The 25,355-nt window shown below is 60.2% G+C and carries 18 protein-coding genes; 7 read left to right on the forward strand and 11 right to left on the reverse strand.

The window, feature by feature from the left end:
* Positions 1–389: 389 nt before the first annotated feature.
* From C1931_RS02020 to C1931_RS02030, 3 genes are all read right to left on the reverse strand, one after another.
* Entirely contained in the window at positions 390–953 is a 564-nt protein-coding gene (locus C1931_RS02020) for a queuosine precursor transporter (RefSeq protein WP_108755222.1), read from the reverse strand.
* Between the two features lie 100 nt (positions 954–1,053).
* Entirely contained in the window at positions 1,054–1,554 is a 501-nt protein-coding gene (locus C1931_RS02025; RefSeq protein WP_159095429.1) for a hypothetical protein, read from the reverse strand.
* A gap of 104 nt (positions 1,555–1,658) precedes the next feature.
* Positions 1,659–2,618 carry a mitochondrial fission ELM1 family protein gene (locus C1931_RS02030; protein ID WP_108755224.1) on the reverse strand — a complete coding sequence of 320 codons (960 nt, stop codon included), beginning with the start codon at positions 2,616–2,618 and terminating at the stop codon, positions 1,659–1,661.
* Between the two features lie 130 nt (positions 2,619–2,748).
* On the opposite strand from C1931_RS02030, the gene C1931_RS02035 reads away from it, so the two are divergent.
* Together C1931_RS02035 and C1931_RS02040 are read left to right on the forward strand one after the other, a co-directional pair.
* Positions 2,749–3,339: a malonic semialdehyde reductase gene (locus C1931_RS02035; protein WP_108751971.1), complete on the forward strand. Its 591-nt coding sequence runs from the start codon at positions 2,749–2,751 to the stop codon at positions 3,337–3,339.
* An 83-nt stretch (positions 3,340–3,422) separates the two neighbouring features.
* Positions 3,423–4,130: a YceI family protein gene (locus C1931_RS02040; protein ID WP_108751972.1), complete on the forward strand. Its 708-nt coding sequence runs from the start codon at positions 3,423–3,425 to the stop codon at positions 4,128–4,130.
* A 474-nt stretch (positions 4,131–4,604) separates the two neighbouring features.
* Here the strand turns inward: C1931_RS02040 and C1931_RS02045 are convergent, their stop codons facing one another.
* The 3 genes from C1931_RS02045 to C1931_RS02055 form a co-directional block, all read right to left on the reverse strand.
* Positions 4,605–5,006, reverse strand: a complete 402-nt coding sequence (locus tag C1931_RS02045) for a hypothetical protein (protein WP_108755225.1) — start codon at positions 5,004–5,006, stop codon at positions 4,605–4,607.
* A gap of 146 nt (positions 5,007–5,152) precedes the next feature.
* The gene (locus C1931_RS02050) at positions 5,153–5,950 is read right to left on the reverse strand and encodes a siderophore-interacting protein (protein ID WP_108755226.1); all 798 of its coding nucleotides are present in this window, start codon (positions 5,948–5,950) and stop codon (positions 5,153–5,155) included.
* Between the two features lie 63 nt (positions 5,951–6,013).
* Entirely contained in the window at positions 6,014–6,577 is a 564-nt protein-coding gene (locus tag C1931_RS02055; protein ID WP_108755227.1) for a PadR family transcriptional regulator, read from the reverse strand.
* Between the two features lie 577 nt (positions 6,578–7,154).
* Here C1931_RS02055 and aceE point away from each other — a divergent pair.
* The 3 genes from aceE (at position 7,155) to C1931_RS20210 (ending at position 13,188) form a co-directional block, all read left to right on the forward strand.
* The gene (aceE, locus tag C1931_RS02060) at positions 7,155–9,842 is read left to right on the forward strand and encodes a pyruvate dehydrogenase (acetyl-transferring), homodimeric type (RefSeq protein WP_108755228.1); all 2,688 of its coding nucleotides are present in this window, start codon (positions 7,155–7,157) and stop codon (positions 9,840–9,842) included.
* Positions 9,843–10,111: 269 nt separating this feature from the next.
* Positions 10,112–12,253, forward strand: a complete 2,142-nt coding sequence (locus C1931_RS02065) for an AAA family ATPase (RefSeq protein WP_159095430.1) — start codon at positions 10,112–10,114, stop codon at positions 12,251–12,253.
* Positions 12,250–13,188, forward strand: coding sequence for a hypothetical protein (locus C1931_RS20210; protein ID WP_159095431.1), 939 nt, complete (start codon positions 12,250–12,252; stop codon positions 13,186–13,188). The genes C1931_RS02065 and C1931_RS20210 overlap by 4 nt, the downstream gene beginning before the upstream one ends.
* A 1,413-nt stretch (positions 13,189–14,601) precedes the next feature.
* On the opposite strand, the gene C1931_RS02075 is transcribed toward C1931_RS20210, so the two are convergent.
* Positions 14,602–16,074, reverse strand: a complete 1,473-nt coding sequence (locus tag C1931_RS02075; RefSeq protein ID WP_108755231.1) for a DNA cytosine methyltransferase — start codon at positions 16,072–16,074, stop codon at positions 14,602–14,604.
* 404 nt (positions 16,075–16,478) lie between these two features.
* On the opposite strand from C1931_RS02075, the gene C1931_RS02080 reads away from it, so the two are divergent.
* Together C1931_RS02080 and C1931_RS02085 are read left to right on the forward strand one after the other, a co-directional pair.
* Entirely contained in the window at positions 16,479–18,611 is a 2,133-nt protein-coding gene (locus C1931_RS02080; RefSeq protein ID WP_108755232.1) for an ATP-binding protein, read from the forward strand.
* On the forward strand, positions 18,608–19,963 hold the full coding sequence (locus tag C1931_RS02085) for a hypothetical protein (RefSeq protein WP_159095432.1): 1,356 nt from the start codon (positions 18,608–18,610) through the stop codon (positions 19,961–19,963). The genes C1931_RS02080 and C1931_RS02085 overlap by 4 nt, the downstream gene beginning before the upstream one ends.
* 128 nt (positions 19,964–20,091) lie before the next feature.
* On the opposite strand, the gene C1931_RS02090 is transcribed toward C1931_RS02085, so the two are convergent.
* The 4 genes from C1931_RS02090 to C1931_RS02105 all read right to left on the reverse strand — a co-directional run bounded on the left by C1931_RS02090 (position 20,092) and on the right by C1931_RS02105 (position 25,346).
* Entirely contained in the window at positions 20,092–20,472 is a 381-nt protein-coding gene (locus C1931_RS02090; RefSeq protein ID WP_108755234.1) for a hypothetical protein, read from the reverse strand.
* A 52-nt stretch (positions 20,473–20,524) separates the two neighbouring features.
* Positions 20,525–20,893, reverse strand: a complete 369-nt coding sequence (locus C1931_RS02095) for a hypothetical protein (protein WP_108755235.1) — start codon at positions 20,891–20,893, stop codon at positions 20,525–20,527.
* Between the two features lie 627 nt (positions 20,894–21,520).
* Positions 21,521–23,068, reverse strand: coding sequence for a nuclease domain-containing protein (locus C1931_RS02100; protein WP_108755236.1), 1,548 nt, complete (start codon positions 23,066–23,068; stop codon positions 21,521–21,523).
* Between the two features lie 4 nt (positions 23,069–23,072).
* A complete protein-coding gene (locus C1931_RS02105) occupies positions 23,073–25,346 on the reverse strand; it encodes a hypothetical protein (RefSeq protein ID WP_199913902.1) in 2,274 nt (757 codons plus the stop codon).
* Positions 25,347–25,355: the final 9 nt, after the last annotated feature.

Genomic DNA, 25,355 nt, shown 5'->3' on the forward strand with positions numbered 1-25,355 from the left:
GGGAATGCGCTTTTGGTAGGTGCCAACCTTGGTTGGCACGCAGAGAACCCGCAGGCCAACCAAGGTTGGCCACTACCGGGTCATGTGGCCGGCCGGGAACCCGCTTCTGGTAGGTGCCAACCTTGGTTGGCACGCACGGAACCCGCAGGCCAACCAAGGTTGGCCAGTACCGGGTCATGTGGCCGGCCAGGAATGCGCTCTTGGTAGGTGCCAACCTTGGTTGGCACGCACGGAACCCGCGGGCCAACCAAGGTTGGCCACTACCGGGTCATGTGGCCTGCCGGGAAATGTGCTTTTGGTAGGTGCCAACCTTGGTTGGCACACACGGAGCCCGCGGGCCAACCAAGGTTGGCCACTACCGGGTCATGTGGCCGGCCGGGAACCCGCGCTCAGCGCAGCTCGCTGCGCAGCGGCGCCATCTTCCACAGCAGTGCGCGGAACGGGGCCAGCAGGCACACGCCGATGGCCAGCTTCACGGCCAGGTCGCCGGCGGCCCAGCTCACCCACGGCAGGGTGGAACCGGCAAAGGCGATCGACCAGAAAATGGTGGTGTCCACCGTGGCGCTGCAGGTGGTGGCCACCATCGGTGCGCGCCACCAGCTGCCACGGCGCAGGCGGTCGAACACGGTGATGTCCAGCAGCTGCGCCACGATGAAGGCCGAGCACGAGGCAATGGCTATGCGCGGGGTGGCCACCCACACCGACAGCACCACCGCCACCAGGAAACCGATCCACGCCACGCGGCGCGCCGGGCCGGGGCCGAAGCGGCGGTTGATCAGGTTGCTGACCAGGAACGCCACCGGGTAGCTGAAGGCACCCCAGGTCAGCCAGTCATTGATGGGGTACTGCACCAGTACGTTGGACAGCAGCACCACCGCGCCCATGGCCAGCACAGCCAGCACCAGGGCGCGCGGGGTCAGGGGAGCAAACACGGGGGCAGGACGCACGGGCATGGCGGGCGGGAAGGAAAAAGGAATCGGCCATTATCCCCCCGTACCCACGCAACGCCAAAAACCGCCGTTCAGGCGGCGCGGCAGCCTCAGTACGGCAGCCTCAGTACTGCGGGGTCCAGCCCTGCGAAGCCGGCGCCGGTTCGGGAATATGGGTCAGCGGGCGGCCCTGCGCGTCACGCGCCATCAGCCCCTTCCGGCCTTCGGACGGGGTGTGGTCGAACTGCACCTGCTGCCCCACATGGAACAGCACCGACGGGTCACCTGCCTGGTTCGGCCAGCGCACCGCAGCGGTATTACCCGGCTGCCCCGGCTGCTGCAGCAGCACCTCGCGTTCGCCATCCACGTTGGTGCCGATGGACACCACCTGCATCGGCGGCGGCGCACCGTTGGACGGTGCCGTGGGCGCCTGGCCCGGCGGCGGGTTGCGTGCGGCTTCGTCGGCGGCGGCCATGCTGGCCACCAGGCCGGGCGAAACATCCAGGCGTACCGGCTCCGGCGTGTTTTCCACGATGCGGTAAACGCGGCGTGCATCGGCAGGGGCGGTGGCCAGCAGGCCCAGGGCCAGTGCCAGGGCGGCGGCAGTGCAGGGCAGGGTACGCATCGTCTGTTCCTCCATGGAGCGAGCGGGCGCGGGGCGGCCCCGCGTGGCCGATCATACCCAATGCCCGTGGCGGCGTTGTGCGGCCGGTCCGGGCGCGCCTGGCGTCAGCGCAGCCCCAGCCGGGCCTTCACTTCGGCGGCCACCCGCGTGGTTTCGCGCAGCGGCTCGATGGTCGCGCACTGCCAGTCCAGCCAGCGCGGTTGCAGGCGCCCGCGTTCGCGCAACTGCTGCTGGAAGCGCGCCAACCGGCCCTGCGCGGTATCGGCAAGCGCCACCGCCACCGGCAGCCGCGTGGCGCAGGCCTCGGACAGCAGGTTCACCGAATCGGGCGACACCACCACCCGCTGTGCCCAGCCCAGCAGGCCGGCATAGGGGTTCACGCCATCGCCGCCGTCGCCCCAGATCACATGCGGCAGGTCGGCGAAGATGGCGCGCAGGGTTTCGGCCAGCGCCGGCGGTGTGCGCCGAGAGGTGGTGGCCAGCAGGCTGCCGCCTTCGCTGCGCAGCTGTTCGGCCAGGGCCTGGAACACGCGCACCATGCCGGCTTCGTCCCACGGCGCCAGCGGCGTCGGCCCGCCCACCAGCAGCGCGGTGCGCGGGCCGGGCAGGGCATGGAAATCGGCGAAGGCGGCGCGGCCCAGGCTCAGCCAGTCATCGTCCACCGGATTCAGGCTGCCCAGCAGGGTCAGCACATTGCTGCCGCGCAGGGCATCGTGTTCGGGCACCACCAGCAGGTCCCAATGGTGGGCGGCAATGCGCGGGTCCAGGATCTGCACCACCTTGCTGCCACGGGCACGCAGCACACGCAGCGCGCCGGCGGCCTGGCGGCCACAGCCGATCGCCAGCGGCGGCGGCTCGGCCGCCAGTGTCGCCAACGCCTCACCGTAACCATGTACATCACCCGGCAGGCGGCGCGGCGACAGCCAGCGCCACGGTGCGCGCGGCTGCAATACCAGCGGGCGGTGGGTGCCCAGGCGCAGCGCCGAGGCCAGCGCCACGGCCTGGCGCACATTGCCTGCACGGCCGTCCGTGATCGTCCACGGCGCGCTCGATCGTTTCACCATTGGCATTAATTCGTTTCAGCCCTGCTGGGTGTTGCAACAGTCGCGACACTCTACACTGCGGCTCATTGTTTCGCGCCGCAGCCCCTGCGCTGCTTCGCCCTTTTCCCTGTTGCTGCCCTGGAGATCCACGATGTCCCACGCGCTTGACGCTGCTGCACTGGACCAGCTGTTCCGCACCGCCCGCACCCAGAACGCATTCACCGACAAGCCGGTGGACGACAGCCAGCTGCACGCGCTGTACGAACTGCTGAAGTGGGGCCCCACCGCCGCCAACGGCAGCCCGGCGCGTTTCGTCTTCGTGAAGTCGGCCGAAGCCAAGGCCAAGCTGGCCCCGGCGCTGTCCGAAGGCAACCATGACAAGACCCTGGCCGCGCCGGTCACCGTCATCGTGGCCTTCGACGAAGATTTCCACGAAAAGCTGCCCTATCTGTTCCCGCACACCGATGCCAAGGCCTGGTTCGACGGCCCGCGTGAAGGCCGCCACGAAGGCGCGTTCCGCAACGGCAGCCTGCAGGGTGCGTACCTGATCCTGGCCGCGCGCGCGCTGGGCCTGGATGCCGGCCCGATGTCCGGCTTCGACAATGCCAAGGTGGACGAAGCGTTCTTCGCCGGCACCAGCATCAAGTCGAATTTCCTGGTCAACCTGGGTTACGGTGACCCCTCGGGCCTGTTCCCCCGTCTGCCGCGTCTGTCGTTCGACGAAGCGGCGCGCATCGCGTAAGTCGCTGTCTCGGTTTCGGCCCAGCCACCTTGGCGGGCCCCTGCTGCACCGTGTACCCACCCTACGATCCGGAGAGTTTCCTGATGAGCGCCACCCGTAAACTGCTGCTGCCGCTGGCCCTGACCCTGGCCATTGCCGCCTGCTCGAAGCCGGCCGACACCGCTGCCCCGGCCGCCGATGCCGCCGCCCCGGCCACCACCGAACAGGCTGCCACCCCGGCCGCCGACGCCGCTGCTGCGGCCCCGGCTGCCGAAGCGATCCAGATCGCCTCGGGCACCTACAAGCTGGACCCGAGCCACACCGACGTGCTGGCCCAGTGGAGCCACTTCGGCTTCTCCAACCCCAGCGCCCACTTCGGCAACGTGGAAGGCACCCTGGTGTACGACGCCGCCGACGTGACCAAGAGCACCGTGGAAGTGAAGCTGCCGCTGAGCGGCCTGAACAGCTTCACCGCCAAGTTCGACGAACACCTGAAGAGCGCCGACTTCTTCGACGCCGCCAAGTTCGCCGATGCCACCTTCAAGAGCACCAAGGTTGAAGCGGCCGGCACCAACAAGCTGACTGTCACCGGCGACCTGACCATCAAGGGCATCACCAAGCCGGTCACCCTGGACGTGACCATCAACGGCGGTGGCGAGCACCCGATGGCCAAGGTGCCGGCGGCGGGCTTCGACGCCACCACCACCCTGAAGCGCAGCGACTTCGGCGTGGGCGCGTACGCCCCGAACGTGAGCGATGAAGTGAAGATCCGCATCACCACCGAAGCCACCGGCGAAAAGCCGGCCGCTTGATGTAACCCGCTCACTCGTCGTGAGAAGGCAGAAGGCCCGCTGAAAAGCGGGCCTTCTTTTTTGGGGAAACCGCTTTGGTAGGGGCCAACCTTGGTTGGCACGCCGATAATCCCGTGGGCCAACCAAGGTTGGCCACTACCGGGTCATGGCCGCCGGAATTCGCTTTGGTAGGTGCCAACCTTGGTTGGCACGCCGGTAATCCCGTGGGCCAACCAAGGTTGGCCCCTACCGGGCCATGGCCGCCGGAATTCGCTTTGGTAGGTGCCAACCTTGGTTGGCACGCCTGTGATCCCGTGGGCCAACCAAGGTTGGCCCCTACCGGGTCATGGCCGCCGGAATTCGCTTTGGTAGGTGCCAACCTTGGTTGGCACGCCTGTGATCCCGTGGGCCAACCAAGGTTGGCCCCTACCGGGTCATGGCCGCCGAAACCCGCTTTGGCACGCGCGCCATGTCATGGCCGCCGTACCCCTGCAATCACCGCTGCGCGATCAACCATGCGGCGCATGCGTCGCTCGGGCTCTGCTTGGCTTTCACGGTCATTCCGCTTACCCGCACGAAGGTCTGCGCGGCCTGCGCCACCACCTGGCGGGCGATCAGGGCGGCCTGCTTGGTGGCGGCCTGCTGCTTGCGCAGCTGCACGATGTGCACCGACGGGCGGCCCACCGGTGCGTACTTCTGGTCGCGGCGCAGCACGTCGGCCACCTGGGCCACTTCGAATTCGGCCTGCAGGTAGCGGTGCTCGGCGTCCAGCAGTTCGCGCAGCGGCGCGCGCAGGGCGGCGGCGTCGGCGAAGGCGGCCAGGGCGGTATCGCAGGCGGTGTCATCGGCGAAACGGGTACGCAGCTTGTCGATGCCGGCCAGGGTCAGTTTGCCCATGGTGGGGCCTCACAGGTGCGGGAAAGGAGCGCGATTGTAGCGGGGTCAGATCCTTTTCCGCAGGAAAGGGCTCTGACCCGGGAAGACCTTGGAAGTGCGAAGGGGTCAGAGCCCTTTCCTGCGGAAAGGGCTCTGACCCCACATCATCAATCGCCGTCGGTTTCGTCCGGGTGGGCCTTCCAGTAGCCGGTGGAACGAATCCAGTCGCGCGGTACGCCCAGGTGGCCTTCCAGGAACTTGCGCATCATGCGCGCGCGGCGCGATTCGGTGGCGATCCAGTAGAAGGTGTCACCGTCGGGGGCTTCGAAATCGGTGAACTGGTCTTCCAGCAGGGTGCTGGTGGCGGCCGGGAAGCCGTTGCGCTCCAGCCAGTGGATGCGCACGTTTTCGTACTGCGGCAGGTCCTGGCGCTCGTCTTCGTCGCTCACTTCAATCCACGCCTGCACTTCGGCATGTTCGGGCAGCACGTCCAGCCAGCGGGCGATGGCCGGCAGCGCGGTTTCATCGCCAATCAGCACGTAGGCATCGTAGGTGTCGGCCACCACGAACGAGCCGCGCGGGCCGCCGATGGCCAGGGTGTCGCCCGGCTGCGCGCGCTGTGCCCACGGCCCGGCAATGCCCTGGTCGTGCAGCACGAAGTCGATGGCCAGCTCGCCGGTCTCGTGGTCCCACCAGCGCGGGGTGTAATCGCGCGCCGGCGAATGTTCCTTGCCTTCGGGGTAGCGCGGGCCCTCGGCGGTCATGGTGGGCAGCACCATCTCGCCGCTGCTGTTGGGGAAGAACAGCTTGATATGGTCGTCGGCGCCGGGCGAATCGAAGCCGGCCAGGTCGGCACCGCCCAGCACCACGCGGCGCATGTGCGGGGTTACGGTCTCGGTGCGCAGCACGGTCAGCTGGCGGAAGCGCACATCCAGGCGCAGTCGCTTGTTTTCATGGTCGGTCATGTCAGTACCTGTAGCGGTAAGGTCGCGCGGGGCGCGCGGCAAAGGGGGAAGACCTGGCGGGCGTCAGTCTGGCTCGGTCGGGGTGATCGGCAGCGGTCCATCGCCCAGGGATCCGTTCAACAACGCGGCGGCGTGCTGCAGGTGGGCGGCCACCTGTTCGGCCTCGCCTTCGCTCCAGCGGCCGTGGTGGCGCACCAGCGCCTGCTTGAACTCGCGCAGGGCCGAAGCCAGCGGCGCCGGCAGCGAGGCCTTGGTGATCTCGCGGGCGCGGTCGAACGCGCGGCGCTGGGCCAGCCGCACCTGCGGCCGCTGCACCTTCAGTTCGAATTCGCCGGCGGCGGTGATGCGGAACACGCGGCGGCCGTCTTCTTCGTGCGATTCCACCCAGCCGGCCTGCTCGAAGCTGGCCAGCAGCGGGTACATGGTGCCGGCGCTGGGCGTGTAGGCCTGCATGAACAAGCCGCTGATGTGCTGGATCAGCTCGTAGCCGTGGCGCGGCTGTTCGCCAATCAGGGCCAGCACCAGCAGGCGCAGGTCGCCGCGGCTCAGCACGCGCGGCTGGCCATTGCGGCGGGGCACTTCGGGGGATGGGGCCGGGCGGGCCCGCAGGGTAGCGGATCGGCTCATTTCGATATATCGGTAACGAGTGCGCAAACGATATATCGATAAGCTGGACCGGACAAGTCCAGATTCGGGCCAAACCCATGCTGCATTCAGGCCACGGCGGCCCAAACGAGAGAACCCACCGCAAAGCTGCGGTGGGTTCTGGGCGAAGCAGCTGCGGCGCCAGGTGGCGGGCGCCGCAGGGGAAGGGGCTGCCTGCGCGGTGCAGCTTCCCGCCCGGCCCAAGGCCAATCCAGAGGCAGGCGCGACATGTTGGCGGCGGTTCATCGCCAGCCGCCAGAACGCCCCTACAACGGCGCAGGCCTTGCCCTACAACGGTCATCGCCAGCGGTAACACTGCGTCCTGCCGATGCACCCAGCGGTGCAGAAGCGACACCGGGGCAGGGGGCCTGCCGCCCGCAGGTGCCTGAAAAACCAGACTGTCCGGCGCCGGGACAGCCCGGGACAGGCCTTGCGGACACAGGCCAAACGCCTCCATACGGCAGCGTAGCGAAGTGACGAAAGCCCTTGGTGCGCTACACTTTGCGGTCTAGAAATCTATACAACAGTCGCGCGCGTGCGTGCGGTAATGGGAGCGCTAATGAACTGGTTGAACGAAGTGCTGAACAACGACACCAATCCTGTTGAAACCCAGGAGTGGATCGAGTCGTTGAAGGCCGTCATTGATGTCGAGGGCCCCGAGCGCGCGCATCAGCTGCTGGAAGGCATGGTGGAACTGACCCGTCGTTCGGGTGCGTACCTGCCGTTCTCTCCCACTACCGAATACGTGAACACCATCGAGCCGCAGCTGGAGGCCAAGAGCCCCGGCAATGCCGAGCTGGAATGGCGCATCCGTTCCATCATCCGCTGGAACGCGATGGCCACCGTGGTGCGCGCCAACCGCAAGCCGGGCGACCTGGGCGGCCACATCGCCTCGTTCGCTTCCGGTGCCACCCTGTACGACGTGGGCTTCAACCACTTCTGGCGCGCCCCCAGCGACAGCCACCCGGGCGACCTGCTGTTCATCCAGGGCCACAGCGCCCCGGGCATCTACGCGCGTTCCTTCCTGGAAGGCCGCATCAGCGAAGAGCAGCTGGACAAATTCCGCATGGAAGTGGACGGCGGCGGTCTGTCGTCGTACCCGCACCCGTGGCTGATGCCCGATTACTGGCAGACCCCCACCGTGTCGATGGGTCTGGGCCCGCTGGCCGCCATCTACCAGGCGCAGTTCATGCGCTACCTGGAAAACCGTGGCCTGATCGAAAAGAGCGACCGCAAGGTGTGGTGCTTCATCGGCGACGGCGAGAGCGACGAGCCGGAAACCCTGGGCGCCATTGCGCTGGCCGGCCGTGAAGGCCTGGACAACCTGATCTTCGTGGTGAACTGCAACCTGCAGCGCCTGGACGGCCCGGTGCGCGGCAACGGCAAGATCATCCAGGAACTGGAAGGCGTGTTCCGTGGCGGCGGCTGGAACGTGATCAAGCTGCTGTGGGGCGGTTACTGGGATGCCCTGCTGGCCAAGGACACCGACGGTGTTCTGAAGAAGCTGATGATGGAAACCGTCGACGGCGAATACCAGAACTGCAAGGCCTTCGGTGGCGCGTATACCCGCGAACACTTCTTCGGCAAGTACCCGGAAACCGCCGCCATGGTGGCCGGTCTTTCCGACGACGACATCTGGCGCCTGAACCGTGGTGGCCACGACCCGCACAAGGTGTACGCCGCCTACCACCAGGCCGTGAACACCAAGGGCATGCCGACCGTCATCCTGGCCAAGACCGTGAAGGGTTACGGCATGGGCAGCGCCGGTGAAGCGCTGAACCCGACCCACCAGACCAAGAAGCTGGACGACGAAGCGGTGCGCCACTTCCGCGACCGCTTCAACATTCCGGTGACCGACGCGCAGCTGGCCGACGGCCAGGTGCCGTTCTACCACCCGGGCCCGGATTCGCCGGAAGTGCAGTACCTGCAGGAACGCCGTGCCGCGCTGGGTGGCTACCTGCCGCAGCGCCGCCGCAAGGCCGAAAAGAGCTTCAACGCACCGAAGCTGGAAACCTACGAGCGCCTGCTGAAGAGCAGCGGCGAGCGCAGCTATTCCACCACCATGGCCTTCGTGCAGAGCCTGAACATCACCCTGCGTGACAAGGAACTGGGCCCGCACATCGTGCCGATCGTGGCCGACGAAGCCCGTACCTTCGGTATGGAAGGCCTGTTCCGCCAGATCGGCATCTACGCGCCGTTCGGCCAGAAGTACAAGCCGGTCGACGCCGACCAGCTGATGTTCTACCGCGAAGACCAGAGCGGCCAGGTGCTGCAGCAGGGTATCAGCGAGCCGGGCGCGATCAGCTCGTGGATGGCCGCCGGTACCAGCTACTCGGTCAGCAACGTGCCGATGCTGCCGTTCTACATCTACTACAGCATGTTCGGCTTCCAGCGCGTGGGCGACATTGCCTGGCAGGCCGCCGACATGCGTACCCGCGGCTTCCTGCTGGGCGGCACCGCCGGCCGCACCACGCTGAACGGTGAAGGCCTGCAGCACGAAGATGGCTTCAGCCATCTGGTGGCCGGTGGCATTCCGAACGTGCGCAGCTACGACCCGACCTTCGGCTTCGAAGTGACGGTGATCCTGCAGCACGGCACCAAGGCCATGATGGAAGACCAGGTAGACGAGTACTACTACCTGACCCTGATGAACGAAAACTACACCCACCCGGAAATGCCGGAAGGTGCAGCCGAAGGCATCGTGAAGGGTATGTACCTGCTGACCGACGCCGGCAAGCCGAAGAAGGGCGACCTGCGCGTGCAGCTGCTGGGTTCGGGCACGATCCTGCGTGAAGTGATTGCCGCCGCCGAGCTGCTGGACAAGGACTTCGGCGTGACCGCCGATATCTGGAGCTGCCCGAGCTTCAACGAACTGCGTCGCGATGGTTTCGACGTGGAACGTGCCAACCGCCTGCACCCGGAAGGTGAGCAGCGCAAGGCCTATGTGACCGAGCTGCTGGACGGCCGCCAGGGCCCGGCGATTGCCGCTACCGACTACGTGCGTGCGTATGCGGACCAGATTCGTGCGTTCGTGCCGATGTCTTATACGGTGCTGGGCACGGATGGTTTTGGCCGTTCGGATACCCGTGCGAACCTGCGTCGGTTCTTCGAGGTTGACCGGTACTACATCGCGCATGCCGCGATTGCGGCGCTGGCCAAGGATGGGAAGATGACGGCGAAGGATGTGGCGCGGGCGATCAAGCAGTATAAGATTGATCCGGAGAAGGCTAACCCTGTTGGGGTTTGACTGATAGTTCTCTGATAGCAAAGCTAAGAGGGGGGGGCGATTTGCCTCCCCCTTTTTTGTAAAGCCCGTCGCGGCATACTCCATAGGCATCCCGGTCGATGCTAGTCGCAATTGAATCAGCCAGATCGAGCGCGAGATTGGGCAATGATTAAGGGTGCAAGAGCACTGCACTAGAGGACGTACGAGGTCGACCGAAGCGGGTCCTGTTTATCTTGAATCAGCTCTGGATTAACATTCTGATCAGATAAAATTGAACTCAGGGAGTGACCGTGAAGAAGCTCAAACGGTTCGGGGCCTCCAAGCCGGCGCCGCTTTTGGCAAGAAACATGCAGGCTCAACTCGTCGATTTAGCTGCCTACTACCGACTCGATGTTGAAGAGCGCCAGAAGCGCCGTCCACCGTTTGACAGAAAGGTCGTGAACCACCCGGAAGTCGCTAACAGGATTGCGGAAAATCAGGGCAACAGTTGCGCCTATTGCGAGCTTCCCTTGCCTAGCGATATCGCCGTAACTCACTACAGGCCGACTAGCAACGCAGTTACTTCAGAAGGGGTGCGTCCAGACATTCAATACTACGGTTGGTTCGCATACGAATGGAAGAATCTGATAGTTCTTTGCACCGACTGCCGACTAGCCAAAGGGGAAGGCTTTCCACTGGAGGGGAGCCCTGTCGGCCCTGATTCAGACTGGAACCAAGCTGTGCGGCGTGAGAAGACGCTTCTTTTGGATCCATACGTTGACTCACCGTCAGATCATCTAAAGTTTACGCGAGATGGCGAGGCCGTCGGACGAAGTCGAAAGGGGCAGGCAACCATAGCGCTCGTCAATCTAAATCGACCTGAGCTAGTTAGAGAACGCGCTAAAGTTCTCAGCCAACTACAGGCTGCCTTCCTCGCTTCAATGCATGACGGGTTAGCACGCGCGCTCGCGAGTTTCACGGGATCTTTCCACTTTCGCGGGGTGGTCGAAATTTTCCTGCAGAACCTTCTTAGGGTGGCGCATCAGTCGCCTGTAAAAACAGAACGCTTGAGGACGCAAGCTCTGTTCGCACGATTGCAAAGAGTGTTCTCTCCAATGGCGGATGATGAGGCGCTTGAACTATTCAGTCGAATGAATAGGAGAGACATTGGCTTCCTTATCCATAATCCGTACCTTAAAGCGATTGATTATCCTCGCCCTGCAAGGAATGCATATCTTTCGCAAATGACTGTTGGAGAGTACAGATCGATCCGGGGCGTCTCATTGCTCGCTAATAGTGGTGACGAAAATGCGCCGTGTATAATGCTGCTTGGTGAAAATGCAAGTGGTAAGACATCGATTCTGCAGGCAATAAAAATTGCGCTTTCCACTAAGGAGGAGCGCGCCAGACTTCGGTATCCTCGCGGTCGCTGGATGTCAACATCGAATGCAATAGATATCCAAGTTGAGCTTCTTAACGGTGAATCGAGAAAAGTCTTCTCGGACCAGCGCGGAGGGCTATCTGTCGATGCTGATGTGGACTGTCAGGTTTTGGCTTACGGTGCGCGACGATACTTTACTGCCAAGTCGCCTGGTAAACATGGGGCGTACTTCAATGCTACCCTGTTTAATCCGCAATCCACCCTCCGGGACCCGAGAGACTGGCTTGAAGAACAGGATGAGCACACATTCAACGCGGTTGCACGCGCGCTCAGATCAATTCTTGATCTTGGGGATGACGATTCAATACTGAGGTCAGAGCAGCGTAAGATAACGGTAAAGGTCCGCGGAAATTCCGTCCCCCTCGAACACTTGAGTGATGGGTACAGGTCTCTTTTTGCAATGACAATCGACATTATGAGAGAGCTGCTTGGGCGGTGGGATAATCTCGAGGTTGCCGAGGCAATTGTTCTGATCGATGAGATAGAGGTTCATCTGCATCCTCGGTGGAAGATGCGTGTCATGTCGGCGCTGCGCAATGCAATGCCGCGAGTGCAGTTTATATGCACTACGCATGACCCTCTATGCCTTCGTGGCATGAAGCGAGGTGAAGTACTGGTTATCGAACGTGATGATGACGGGCGGGCGCATCTTCACTCTGATCTGCCTGACGTATCCAAGCTCAGAATTGAGCAAATCCTTTCGTCCGACCACTTTGGACTTTCGAGCACCGATGACCCCGAGCAAGACTATGCGGTACGCAGGCTCGCGGAAATTGCAGGAGTGCCAGAGGAAGAAATGACGCTATCGCGTAAGCGAGAGCGCGACGAACTGCTGAAGGAGTACGAAGGAATTCCTTTTATTGGGAGCAGCCAAGATCGACAGATACTGGCCGAGGCGCTTACGAGGCATCTGAGAAACAACGCCGGTCTCAGCATCAGCGATCGTGCGGAGGCGCGAGCTGATTCCATTGATGCAGTAATGGCGGTTCTCAAGAGGGCAATGCGCCAATGAAGAAGATAGATCGCTCAAGTGTGGAGATGCCGGTAGCCTTGGCAGATGCGGAAAGCCCAGCCGCAATCGAAAGGGCGAAGGTTAAACAGTACTACTCGACGCCGAAGGAGAAATCCTACGCATTCAAGGTGTACAAATCTCCATCTGTCGTCGAGAGCATTGAATTACTCTTCAACGGCAAATGTGCATACTGTGAGTCCCGGTATATGACCAGCTCACCGACGGACATAGAGCACTTCAGGCCTAAGGCAAGAATTAGTGATGAACCGGCGCACACCGGCTACTGGTGGCTGGCATCCTCGTGGACCAACCTCCTTGCGTCCTGCATCATGTGCAATAGGACCAAGAAAGGCCAGCACTTCGATCCGGCCACTGGTGCGTGGAGTAATTCATTACGTAAAAGCGGAAAGCTTGACAATTTTCCCTTGGCGCCCGGATCTACTCGCGCCGTCACCGAGACCGACTTGCTCGATAATGAAGATCCTCTTTTAATTGACCCAACACAGCGTGATCCATCGCAATACCTCGCATGGAGCACTATGTATGGGGTCATGGTGCTTGTTCCGAATCAAGAGCGTAGCGAAAACTCGGCTTACGCGGAAGCCAGTATTCGTATTTACGGCCTAAATAGAAGGAAGCTCGTTGAAGCCAGGACTGGTATAGCCCTTGCCATACGGTCTGACGCGCTTGCAATCGCCAATGAAGCGGCCTTCGCCGCCACGTTGAGCCAATCGGCTCTGCGCGAATACATGCCCTTGTTGGAGGCGCGCGTAAATGCTTTCGTTGCAAAGAAGGAGAATGATCCTGAGTACGCGGGAATGGTTGAGTACCTAGTCAATGCTGAGCTTCAGGGGATAGCTGCTAATCTCGGAGAGCTACGCAGCAAACTTTCCAACACTGACTCATGCGCCCTGCGAAGCTCAGAAGATCAGTGATCCTTTTTGTGTCAATGCGGAGGAGGTCGTCGAGCTGATGTCGCTTCTATCGGTGGCTGCGCTAGAGCCTGGAATTTGAAGCAATACATCAGTGTAAGTCGACTGCCTTCCGCACGCTCCGGCGTTCATCGTTTCTCTGGGCAGGGATCATCCGAAACCAGCCAGTTCAGCAGGTCAGAGACGTTTCTAATTCCGCCCTGCCTGAGTGCATTTACAATGTCCACGGAGGAAACTATCAAGATGGGATGTCCGTCCTCGATAATTTCCTTGTAAGCTTGGCTGTTGACATAGGAGGTGGTGACAAGGACTCCGAATTGACGATGGCGGAGACGGGAGATCAGTCTGGATGTTTGACTCACTCCGACCGCGTTATTAAGTGAGTAGCACTTTGCTTCCATGGCAAATTCCACTTCAACCCGAGAGCTAAAGGGTCCGATTCGATACCGGCCAATCGCGTCTCTTCCACCGTCTCGGGAGGGTCGTGTTACATCCAAGGAGGTGGTGTTTGGAAGCAGTATTTGTGTAATTCTTGCTGCGCAGCTCTCGAAGGAAACTGGATCATCCTTGTAATAGTCAACCAAAGATTTTATAAGTCGGAGGTCTTCGGAGCTTTGAGGTATCTGTTCAGATCTGCTTCGAAAAGTCTGGTTCGATTTTGCCTTCAATGGGTCGTAGCGTCCATGCTCTACCCAATCAATCCAGGCGCTTGGCGCATTACCTGTGTGTGCGTTCCCTAGCTGGATGTCCTCTAACCAAGCTCGATCGAGGGTGGCTACATTAAGAATCGTAAAGATCCCTCGGTAGTTCTGGAAGCGGCGCCCGGCAAGTTGATGCCAAGTCGCCACGAGGCTCTCTGTTTGTCTAACGCCAATTGCACCGGGCACAGCAAGCCCAACAAAAACAACATCCCTATACGTTCCGGAATTCCGAAATACTAGTATAGGCGGAACTTGTCTTCGAAGAATTTCATCATGACTTCGACCAAACATATCTCTGAGCATCTCATTGCCCCAGCGCCGAGTGCGATGAAGCTCCTGGCCAGGCTTGCGATTGTCACCGTAGTAAGTCAAGACGCCTGTCTCGAGGTCTAAGGAATCCGGCCAGTCCGGTTCGCTCATAGTGGTTGTCAGGACGACCATCCTCGGACACTCCCGCTTCCCGAGGTGCCTAAAACCTCCCTGATTGCTTACGCCAAGCAACGGAACTAGGGGGTCATCGCCCGCGTTCCCCCTGCGCCCGCCCCGATAAATCGAGTCGACGGTAAGCGATGCCGACGACAGGGACGTGGGGCGAGCCATTGAGTCTTCGCAGGCATCGGCAACGGGATGTGAAGGATCAGTAGTCATGACGAGATTGTAGCCTCGCCGTGCCAATTACGACAAAAACTGTCTATCTATTCAACGTCATCCGGAGCTAGCTGGCCGCACCCTCCAACTTTCGAGCAGCCGCTTCGATGAGCGATTCCTTGATGGATTTGGCAAGTTCATACGCCAGGACGGGAGGAACTGCATTTCCGATCTGCTTGAACGCCGCGTTCATAGCTCCGCTGAACTGGAACCCGTCCGGAAACGACTGGAGTCGAGCTGCCTCGCGAACCGAAATGGTGCGGCCTTGGGAGTAGTGGATATGACTGTAGCTATCCTTGCCAAGATGGGCCATCAGGGTCCGTGCCGGCTTGTCCCTCCATATCTTTCTCCATTTGTTCGGAAATTTATTCGGATCATATGGCGGTACAAACTGTGCCCGGAGCAACGCATAACCCTTTGAGCCCTCATTAATCGAGACCCCGCGAAGGCGTAGGTTAAGTAGCTCAGTTCTAAAGATTCTTTCAGCAACGGCGCATGCTTCAGGATACTGGTCGCCCTGCCGCATTTCTGAGAAAATTCTATAGTCTCTCGGTAGATAGCGGACAACATGAGCGGTTGCTCCATTGTTGTCGCCGATAAACCCGGGCCATTCACGCATTAGCCGCTGATAGGTGGTGGGACTAGGCAGCCGGTATCTCGAAATCGTGGATAGATCGGCTTTCCTTCGGCCGAGCTTTCCATCGGCTATTAATTTCTCCGGATCTATTTCAGCGAGGTCATCGATTGCTTCGCCAACTGTTACTGATGGCGGAAGCGATGGGGCTGGAGAGGGGGCAGGAGAGTAAAATCTCGATGGCACCGCCATGCCTCTCAGTGCCTTAAGCGCAACTGTTCTGGATCCGTGATAGCCGGGCGGGAGTTCGGTCCAGTGTGTGGGGACTGGGAACTTTGGAACTACGTCGAGCTCTTTCCTGTAGGCAATGAGAAACATGCGCTCTCTCATCTGAGGAACGCCGTACAAGGCGGCATTAATCAAAGTGTAGCGAACGACATAGCCAAGGTTGGTGAGATTCTCGGACACTTCCTCAGCGATATTGTGGCCGCCATGATTCAATATATCCGGAACATTCTCCATCAGTACCGCAACTGGCATGAAAGCTCTGACATATGCCAAGTACCGTCGGAATAGCTGTGCGCGTGGGTCGTGCAGGAATGCATGAGGATGTGCGTCAATCTCCCGCAACTTCGAGCGACCAACTCGCGCAAAAGCCTGGCACGGCGGACCGCCGGTTATGATATCAATTGACCGTTCAGCAGAATCAATCTGTAGGGTCTCCGCTAGCTCCAGCGGGGAGGTGTTGGTAATATCTACTGGACCACTGTGCGACGGGTCACTGTTGTGAAAGTTGATTGCGTGTGATCGAGCCGCATCGGGGTCCATCTCAACGGCGCCGAGGATGTCGAACCCGGCACGATGAAAGCCGAGGGAGATGCCGCCGCAACCAGAGAACAGGTCTAGGACGCGTGGCGCTTCACCACTTGCAATTCGGCGTATTTTTTGATCAAGAATTCTATCCATATCTCAGCTGTCAATCAGATGCCGCACAGTGACCATTCTGATTCGATCGCTCGCTAAAAGCCAGTGTCAACGGCCGAGGTGGACAATCGCCTGAGCCTAGTTCAAATTCGGCTAGCAAAGAACATCTGACGAAGCTCTGTACCGACTTTTGTCCAGACGACCGCTCAGTTCAACCAGCCGTCGCTGGGAATCACCGTAGTCCAAGCATTCTTGTGGGAGGAGTGGACCGAGCACATGACGCGGCGCTAGTGCGCGCCTTAGCATTGAAGGTCGGGAGCAGCCAAGAAGCAGTTCCGGAGTAGATCCCGAAGTTTGCGTGCTGTATGAGTAGATTGGCGACGCTCAAGATGCGAGGTGCGATTGCCGCTATGGTGACGGACGCATTGCCCGAGTAACCTGTCCCGATGGAGGAGATCGTGTCGGATCAAAAGAAATTGAGGGTTCAGTCGCACATTCTGAAGCTTCTGGGTGACCAATTGATCGGTCATGATCGTCTTGCAGTCTTTGAGCTTGTAAAGAATTCCTACGACGCCGATGCGAGCAACGTCGAGGTCGAACTCAATCTGCTCGACGGCCAGCCGTACATCCAGGTGCGGGATGATGGAAGCGGCATGTCTGACCAGGACATCGAGCGTGGCTGGCTGGAGATCGGTACGGACTATAAGCGGAATGAAGCCAACCTTCGACGATCCCCAAAGTACGGAAGGCTGCCCCTTGGGGAAAAGGGGGTCGGTCGATTGGCCGTTCAGAAGCTTGGTGGAACTGTTGAAGTAGTCACCAAGAGAGAAGGGGGTAGTGAGTTCACCTTCCGCGTGGACTGGAATGAGCTCGTTGGTTCCTCTAAGTATTTGGGTGATGGACTCAGCGTAAGTGTGGTGACGCGTGAAGTTCCTGAGATCTTCCATGGGGAAAGTTCGGGAACCTTAGTTAGGATCACTAATCTCTCTAGGCCGGAATGGTCCCGTCGAGACATAAGAGAGCTTTACAGATTGGTTACGTCGCTCAGTAGCCCGGTAAGAAAACTAGACCATTTTGACGTCAAGCTAACTGTGCCGGGGAACGAAGAGTACCTAGAGGGCTTGCCGTCTGTACAGGAGCTGCTCCGATCAGCAGTTTGGGTATTTAAGTTCACCTTGGATTTGAACGGAATACTGCATTGGTCATACCGGTTTTCGCCTCCGAAATTTAAGGCTCTGGAGGAGCGCGAGGACTCGTCTGAAGAGCGCCTTAGCTTGGTTAAGGACGGGGACGAAATTAGTGGCGCTTCAGCATCGGAAATCACTATTGATCCAGGATTGCTCTCCGGGATTGGTCCAATAAGTGGGGAGATCTATGCATTTCACAAGCGACCAGAGATTCTGAGGGAGCTTGGCGCGATAAAGCAGTTCAAAGAATGGATGCGCTCTCAGGCCGGAGTTCGGGTGTACAGAGATGGAGTTCGTGTATTCAATTACGGAGAGTCCGGTGATGACTGGCTTGGGCTGAACGCGAGAAGGATTGCACGTCCAACGGGCAAGCTTGGCGCGGACAGCCTAGTTGCACATGTGGACCTTGATAAGGGACTTAGCAGTGGGCTGATTGAGAAGACCAATCGAGAAGGTTTTGACGAAAATTCTGTCTTTGCCGCTTTCCATCGAGTAGTACTAAGCATATTCGATAAATTTGAGCGAATTCATGGTCCCGACCGCCGGAAAGTCGATGCTGCGCTAAAAGGCGATTCAGAGTCACTTCCAATAAATGAAGCATTATCGCGTCTCTCAGAAATTGCCAAGTCTGCAAATGTTGAGAAAGAGGTTCGACCTATTGTCGCGTCTATCCAGCAGCAGCTGGATGGTTTCCGCGATGTAATGGTTACATCTGGAATGGCAGGCTTGAATTTGTCGCTTGCGTTTCATGAAATGGTTCACGGAGTCGATTCAGTTGCGAGGCAGTTAGAGGGGAACGTCAGTCGGGAAGATATTCACAAAACAGTTACGCATCTCCGCAAGCTTCTAGACACATTCAAGCCTCTACTTTCTCGTGAAAAGCAGAGAAAAATAAGTGTAAAGAACGTAATTTCGCGAGTTCTAGGGATGAGCGCGGGGCGATTTGATCGCCACAATATCGTTCTGTCTGATAGGGTTAGTGTGGTAGATGGCACTCCGTCTTTTGATGTTGAGGGTCCAATCAATGTCATTATCGGGGCTTTGAATAATGTCCTCGACAACGCGATATATTGGTCAAGATATCAAAGCGAAGTGTGTGGTCGAAGGGCGGCAATCGCATTCGTATCCAGTTGGGATGAGGCGAGTGGCGGAGTCCTTGGTGTAGTGGACAACGGGCCCGGGTTTGAGCTTCCGTTGGATCAATTGGGAATTCCGTTTGTGACCAATCGCCCCGATGGTATGGGGCTTGGTCTTTACTACGCGAAGCTCGTAATGGATTCCATAGGTGGCGGGCTCGAGCTGACAACCGCTGAAGCCGTTAGAGATGAATATGGACTTTCGGAAGCTTATGATGGGGCTGCTGTAATGCTGAAATTTGGTGGCCGGAAATGATCCCAAATAATATGCGGGTCGTAGCAATCGATAATGACGAAGATCACCTCAAGAAGATCTATTCTGCCTTGGCTTCTGCTGGTTATTGGGTGATGCCAATCTGGTTCGATTCGGGTGTGTTGGTTCCAAGTCCAGAAGGTTCAGTTGGGGGGATCAGGCTGATCTTCTCCGACATCCATCTCGCCGAGGGACGCATGCATGGGGTCGCCACACATGCTGAGGCGCTGATTTCGCTTTTGAAGCGAGTGGTGGGGGATGGGCCATACGCAATTGTGTTTTGGACCCAGTATCCTGATGACGCTCAGGAGATGTTTGCTCAGGTCGTCGATCGAGTCGCCGCCGCAGGTGTATCACCCCCGACCCATTTTGGATGTATTGACAAGAATTTGGTTCTCAATGCCGGTGACGACGACCGGCTGCGAGAGCAATTGGTCGATCTGATAGCTAGGGAGGTAAAGAAGTGTGGGCCACTGATGCTCTCGGTTTCTTGGGAGGAAAGGGTATTTCAAGCGGCGGCGAGTTCGACGTCTAGAATCTATGAGCTCGCCACCGGGCGGCACAATGATCAGCACGATAAGCTTGACTCGTGGTTGGCTTTGTTGGGGTACTTGGCGAAGGAGACAGTGGGGAAGGAGGCCGAAGGTTTGCCCGTAAAGGCGATGGATCTTGCCCTGCTTCCTCTTCTTGAAGACAGGCTTTTGAACTCTTCACTGTCCGCAGATCATGAGCTTCAAGACGTGCTGAGAGGGCACTTGGGTGATAGGCCGAAGGCGGTTTCCGCCTCTTTGCTGAACGGGCATTATCTTCTTGAGGTTCTAGGAGAAGATTCTACGTTAGGGCCTGCGGCCAGAGGTGTGGTTTCGGTTGTAGACGTATCGTCTTGGGACGGCAACTTCAAGTCAGAGTTCAGTTCGTGCTGGACGGACTTGGTCAGAAATGATTTTATATTTGAAGAGAAATGGGGCGAGTTGCCGGAGTCGCTTAGGCCAGTTTTGGTCACGCTCACGCCCGAGTGTGATGATGTGCAGGGGAAGGTGCTATCTCATCGATATCTGTTTGGGGTTATTTTCAAAAGCTCTGAGTTGAAATTGGAAAATTACTATTCGAAGAAGAAGGGGAGGTTTAACTCGTTGGCCGTGTTTGACGTCGGCGTGATTTCTTTGGCGTCCGGAGAGGATGTTTCGGATCACAGATTGCTGATTTCATGTAATCGGTTTGTCGCGCGATCTGGAGCCCAGCTCCTCGGAGTGACGCCGCGATATCGCCTTCGCAGGGCGGTGGTTGAGGAGTTGGCACATCACTATGCTACGCATGCTCGCCGGCCGGGGGTTCTGAGATTTTTCGGTGATTAGTGGTACTGGCGCCCTTGCAAAGACGACGGCGCTTAGCGCAGCCACTGTGTCGAAGGATGTGAGCCAAAGGTCCGGTGCTCTGCTCATGGGTCTTTTCATAGCATCATCGACATCACTAGAAATGCTTGCTAGCGCCACCGATCCCAATCCGGCCGAGTTCGCACCCGCCACTGCTCCCGCAAGTCCCGCAGATCCGGAGCCCGCTCCCCCGCATCCCCGGCAACCATCACAACCAGTTGCATCGAAGAGTTGTCCACCAGCATCACCGGCTGCCCGTCGGCGAGCAGTACGAAGTACCGCTCACTCCCATCCCTCGGGCTCTCCTCCAACCGGACGCCACCGCGCGCTTCCGCAAACGCCTCAGCCTCCTGCCGCATGACCCCGAAGGAGTAATCCGACAGGCTGCGGTAGGCCCTCACCTCCAGCGTTGCCTGGGGAAGGTAGTAGTCCGAAATCACCAGGCCCATCACCATGAGCGTGCTGGTTACAACAACAGGCGGCACCCTCATGGGCCGCGCTGCGGCAACCAAGCCGCAGCGCGCCAGCCCCACAGCGCAGGCATTACCCGCGCACCTGCAGGCAAGCGCTGGCCTGCGCAGTCAGCGCCACGCACGCCAGCATCAGCCCTTCCATCGTGCGGTCGCCCAGGTGCTGCGCGGGTTCTCCGTTCTGTCGCGCGCGCTCTCCGGCCAACAGCATCTCCTGCACCACGCGCAGGCCGGCCAGGGCGCAATCTGCATCGGCCAGGGCCATACGGCGGCCCGGCGCTGCCGAGCGTTCTGGCCACGGCTGGCCATCGGCGGTGGCACCGCTCTGGATGGGCCGCAGTGTAGCGAGGAAGGCGGTGGGGTCTGCAGCGCTGTCCAATTCGGGCTCGGCATTGGCCGGGTCGATGGCAGCGTGCAGGGGGCGGAATTCCGATGCGTTCATGGCAGTGCTCCGTACAGGACAGACGGCAGCGCCACCCCGAAGGGCGGCGGACGGTGCGTGGTTCGAAAGCCGGTCTATAGCGAAGCCGGTGGGTCCGAAGACCCCCACGCACCGCCCGCCATGGAACGCGAACGGATTGTCAGCCGGCGCCACGCAAAGGTGACGCCGGCTGACAAGCGTAAACACATCGCTATAGAACGGGCTTTCGACACCCGGCCACCCTTCATCGATGGCACCCCAAGGTGTACCCGCGTGCTAGCGAGATGCCAAGACACCGCAGCCCAAAAGGCCGTGAGTTCTGACGCTTCCAGCATTGTGGCATGGGAGAAAAGCCGCGAAACCCCTTGCGGCACAGTGGTTGCGGCGAAAGTTAAGCTGCCACCGCGACGTCGAACGCGTAGCGCACTTCTCGCCAGGCGAGTTGCTCAATTGCGACACACCCTAATCCAGCGCCCGCGATCAAAATGGGCCGATTGCGTCACCTACTTAACACTGACGCCCAATCCAGGGCGTGGCCAGAGCGCAAACGTCAACGCCGCCTCGCGCGACGGCAGGTCGGCGTAGCAGCAGGATATCCAGGCGCGGCCGGTTGCTATGGGATGGCGTGAGGGGGCCACGCCAGACAACCTAAGCCGGCCCTACCCACCTTCGCAGCATCTCCAGCAGTTCATCTGGCCCCTGGTCAGGCGACAGTACATGCACGCCAGTTCGATGGCTGGCGTGGAACGCCACATCCTCCAGCCACGGGGCTCCACCGGCACGTGGCACCAACAGTAGTGAGCAGTCGGGGCGCTGCCCATTCCAACGCAGCGCATCCTGGTAAACGTGCGCGGAACGCATGGCGTGCAGTACGTTCTTCCGCGAGGTGCGGTACTTGGCATCCAGCACCAGCATCCTCTTGTCTGCTCCAATCTCGGTGGTTACCACAATGTCAGGCTTCAACTGCAGCGAAACGCTGCTCATGCCCGATGTGCCCTGTTCCGCTGTGGAGAAGGTTCGCTGCAACAAGACTTCTACGCGAGTCCCCTCGCATGTGCCCACGTGCCGGACGATATCTACCGTCGCGCTGCGCTTGCATGCCCATGTCAGCCCGGGGAAGAGGGCGCGAACTGCCTGAACGACCTGCACGAAGCACCAGCGTTCATAGATCTCCCAGGTAGGACTCAGCCATAGCGATTCGTTTCGATCCGGTCCATCCACGCCCGGGCGAAGCGCTGCCCATCCCAGGCGGTACGCTCTTGCATAAGTGGGGTTGGCGGAGATTGCAGTCAGTCCCGATGCATCGACCTCTGCGCGCGCGACTGCAGCATACGGATCGCGCGTTGCCAGGCTGCGCAGTCGTGCAGAGAAGGCATTCAGAAACATCAACTTTCTACCCATGCGAGTAGCCAGCGGCGTGCGAGCGCCTTCGGCGTCCTCGTGCTGTGCTATCCGCCGAAGGGCCTCTTCCACGTTGCTGCAGCGCAGACGCAACGCGGCCAACGCGCGGGCCAGCGCACGGTTCGCGGGGTTGTCCAGGTGCTCGTAGGAGTGCATCACCTCCATCGGCGGCGCGCACGTATCCAACCCCGGCTGCCGGCGGAGAACGGCGCCAGCATCTGGATGACGCATCATCCTTCGCGCTGATGTGGCATCGATGCGCTTCACCTGGTGAAAAGGGATCCGCCGGCGCTCGTGCCGTAGCCGGGTAAGAGGGCGCTCGGCTACTGCTGTGAAGGCGGCAAGTGCGGCATCAGCATGGCGCCTCAATCGCGCGTACTGCAGCAACACCGTTGTCAGATCGCCGGTCACGCCGATTGCAGACTGGGCGGCCTCGGTGCCAAGAACCAGTGCAGGATCGAACGCGTAAAGGTCGTCCAACATGCCTTGGAACACGTCGGACCCCAGCTTTCCTTCGTCAGGTGCCACATCCAGGTGGTACGTGGCCAGCCGGTGGCCGGCCCTATCCACAAGCTCGACAGACACCTGGCCGGCATAGAAGCCGGGGCACCACTGCAGCATCGGTCCGCTGCTGGTACTCACCGTATCCAGCAACGCCTCGTCAATATAGAGCAAGGCGTTTGCCGGAACTGCCGGGAATTGGTAGACCCCCCGCTCACGAAAGCCGCCGCAGACGGCGCCAGGTATCAGGTGGAATTCGACGCCCGACTGGTCCAGGCAGATCAGTGCTGTCATCGCATTAGCGCCAGAACCGCGCGCTTCCCTGCTCGCGCAGATCCGCACAGAGTTCGCGTGCCTTGCCGGCAGACTTGCTCAACCCATGGCTTTCCAGCACGCCTGCGACCGCATCAAAGGCATCCCGTAGCCGTTTGGTGTCTTCACCACGCAGCTTGGGCAGGATCTTGGCATACACAGAGTGATCCAAGGCTTGGGCCGCGGTGAGAGCACCCCCTTCCACGCCGGCTTCCACGTAGCCCAGCACATCGGCAATCGTGCGCCAGCCGAAGTGCAGTCGAACGGCACGCAGCGGCGTCATCAGTGCGTTCAGTACAGCTTTTACCTGTGCCAGTGCTTCTGCGCCCAACGCCGAAGATGTCCAGCCGGGGTAGTCGTTCACCGGTATGTCCCAGAACTCGATCACGGCACTGCGGTCCAGCACTTTGTCACTCAGCCCGTGGGTGGTCTCGTCCATGTTCACCGTGCCGATGATGACCAGGTTGGACGGATAGTCGATGTGTCCGGGCACATCGCCAACCTCATCCCCAAGCGCATGCAGCTCAACCGCATCGCCGCTCTCCATGGCCGACAGCAGGGGCGCCAGGTACTGCTCGGGATGGGAGAGATTCATCTCATCCAACAGCACAACGTAGGGACGGTCAGGATCTGCAATCGCACGCAGCAGGAACTCCAGGAAGCCGGTGCGCATGTACACATCGGTGTCGATCGGATTGACATAGCCAAGCAGGCTGCTCGGGTCATGCCACCCCGGTTGTACGGCAACAATGTGGTACCCACGCTGCCCTGGATCGGCCTCAGCCACGCCAGCCCACAGTGCCTTTGCATAGCCCAGAGCAAGTTGAGTCTTGCCGGCGCCGCTCAACCCGGTCAGTACGGCGAAGTGGCGGCGCGGGTGTCTGCGGTTCCACAGCCCGGCGTGCAACTGCGCAATCAGACTGGGGTCGAAAGCCAGATCGGCGGGGAACGATGCGGTGATCTCGCTAAGCGAGGGCAGGTTCGACCAGAGGTCCTCAACTTCATCGACGGGCGAATCCGTCCGTACCTCGTCGGCATCCTTCACTACGGGGGACAGCTCGCCCGGTGTCCAATGGATACGGGACGCCCACGCACGGCCCCGCTGGGTCAGGTGCAGGACCTTCCCGGCATCCAGCTCGGCCAGTTCCATTCCCTTGATCCAGTTGATGAGCACGGTCGGGGCGAAGTTGCTGGTCCAGCCGGGATTGACCTTCTGCAGGCGGCTGATCGCCTGCTTCTGCGGAAGGGGGGCCTGGTTGAGCATGTAAAGGAGATTGTCGAAGCCCAGGATCTGGGTGAGCAGCCAGTCAGAGACCTCCTCTGTTTCGCCCGATTCCAGGAAGGCCTCGCCTCGCGGTGTCAGGAACAGATCGTCGCCAGACGAGCGCAATGCGCCCCATTCAGCGATCAACGCGTTCAAGTTGGTACCCAGCGAGTTGGTCGCCAGCTTTGGATTCACCGAGCGGATATGTTCAAGGAAGTCCGCACGCTTGCGCCCTCCCTTGGCAAACTCCAGCATCGCCAGCACGCTGGCAACCGATCCGTTGATAGCCAGCATGCCGCGCCGGCGGCGTCCCGCGGGCAGTGGGTTGAGCCGGAGGTCGCCAGCAGACTCGCTGGGAAGCTCAGTCGCCTCGCTGCCATTCTCCTGAACGTAGTGCACGTACAGGACCCACGGAAGGGTCATGCGTTCCTCGCGGCTGCGGAATACGATGCCAGCGCTATCCAGCCGTTGCAGGATACGTTGATGCAGCTCCGTGCGGTGGTCGGAGCCAATGCTCAGCCCCAACGCTCTGGCCAGGCTTTTCAGCTTCTGATAGTGCGCAACAGTGGTGAAGTCCTGCGGCCACAGAGAGGCGAAAACGCGGTACTGCTTCAGTCTGGGCTTGCGGTCAGTCAGCGCAACGACCAGCGCGCTTACTTCTTCCCACGCCGCGCCAAGCCAGGCAACACGCTCGCTGAAGGAGTCGGGCAACTTGGCTTGCTTGAGTGACCAGAGCTTCTCGGCGATTTCCTTGTTGGCAATGACGGCAGACACATCAATGTGGCCCTGCCCGGTAGCCGCGATGGTCTGGACTTCCCAAAGTTGGTGTTGGAAGTCGCGCCCGACGAACGTGTCGTGGTCAGCGCCTTCCACATGAACAAGCCATTCGGCGACGCGCGAGATCCAGCTATCCAGGCTGTGCCCATTCCGGTGTAGCTCCAGCGCTCTTGCGCTAGCTTCTCGCAGTCCGGCGTCATTAATCAGATCAAAGGCCATTGCAGCCAT

It is taken from the genome of Stenotrophomonas sp. YAU14A_MKIMI4_1 (assembly GCF_003086855.1).
Taxonomy (GTDB): domain Bacteria; phylum Pseudomonadota; class Gammaproteobacteria; order Xanthomonadales; family Xanthomonadaceae; genus Stenotrophomonas.

Excerpts from the sequence above, each read along its gene's own strand:
- C1931_RS02020 (WP_108755222.1), bottom strand. The coding sequence starts at position 953 with ATGCCCGTGCGTCCTGCCCCCGTGTTTGCTCCCCTGACCCCGCGCGCC.
- C1931_RS02025 (WP_159095429.1), bottom strand. The coding sequence starts at position 1,554 with ATGCGTACCCTGCCCTGCACTGCCGCCGCCCTGGCACTGGCCCTGGGC.
- C1931_RS02030 (WP_108755224.1), bottom strand. The coding sequence starts at position 2,618 with ATGGTGAAACGATCGAGCGCGCCGTGGACGATCACGGACGGCCGTGCA.
- C1931_RS02035 (WP_108751971.1), top strand. The coding sequence starts at position 2,749 with ATGTCCCACGCGCTTGACGCTGCTGCACTGGACCAGCTGTTCCGCACC.
- C1931_RS02040 (WP_108751972.1), top strand. The coding sequence starts at position 3,423 with ATGAGCGCCACCCGTAAACTGCTGCTGCCGCTGGCCCTGACCCTGGCC.
- C1931_RS02045 (WP_108755225.1), bottom strand. The coding sequence starts at position 5,006 with ATGGGCAAACTGACCCTGGCCGGCATCGACAAGCTGCGTACCCGTTTC.
- C1931_RS02050 (WP_108755226.1), bottom strand. The coding sequence starts at position 5,950 with ATGACCGACCATGAAAACAAGCGACTGCGCCTGGATGTGCGCTTCCGC.
- C1931_RS02055 (WP_108755227.1), bottom strand. The coding sequence starts at position 6,577 with ATGAGCCGATCCGCTACCCTGCGGGCCCGCCCGGCCCCATCCCCCGAA.
- aceE (WP_108755228.1), top strand. The coding sequence starts at position 7,155 with ATGAACTGGTTGAACGAAGTGCTGAACAACGACACCAATCCTGTTGAA.
- C1931_RS20210 (WP_159095431.1), top strand. The coding sequence starts at position 12,250 with ATGAAGAAGATAGATCGCTCAAGTGTGGAGATGCCGGTAGCCTTGGCA.
- C1931_RS02075 (WP_108755231.1), bottom strand. The coding sequence starts at position 16,074 with ATGGATAGAATTCTTGATCAAAAAATACGCCGAATTGCAAGTGGTGAA.
- C1931_RS02080 (WP_108755232.1), top strand. The coding sequence starts at position 16,479 with ATGGAGGAGATCGTGTCGGATCAAAAGAAATTGAGGGTTCAGTCGCAC.
- C1931_RS02085 (WP_159095432.1), top strand. The coding sequence starts at position 18,608 with ATGATCCCAAATAATATGCGGGTCGTAGCAATCGATAATGACGAAGAT.
- C1931_RS02090 (WP_108755234.1), bottom strand. The coding sequence starts at position 20,472 with ATGAGGGTGCCGCCTGTTGTTGTAACCAGCACGCTCATGGTGATGGGC.
- C1931_RS02095 (WP_108755235.1), bottom strand. The coding sequence starts at position 20,893 with ATGAACGCATCGGAATTCCGCCCCCTGCACGCTGCCATCGACCCGGCC.
- C1931_RS02100 (WP_108755236.1), bottom strand. The coding sequence starts at position 23,068 with ATGACAGCACTGATCTGCCTGGACCAGTCGGGCGTCGAATTCCACCTG.
- C1931_RS02105 (WP_199913902.1), bottom strand. The coding sequence starts at position 25,346 with ATGGCCTTTGATCTGATTAATGACGCCGGACTGCGAGAAGCTAGCGCA.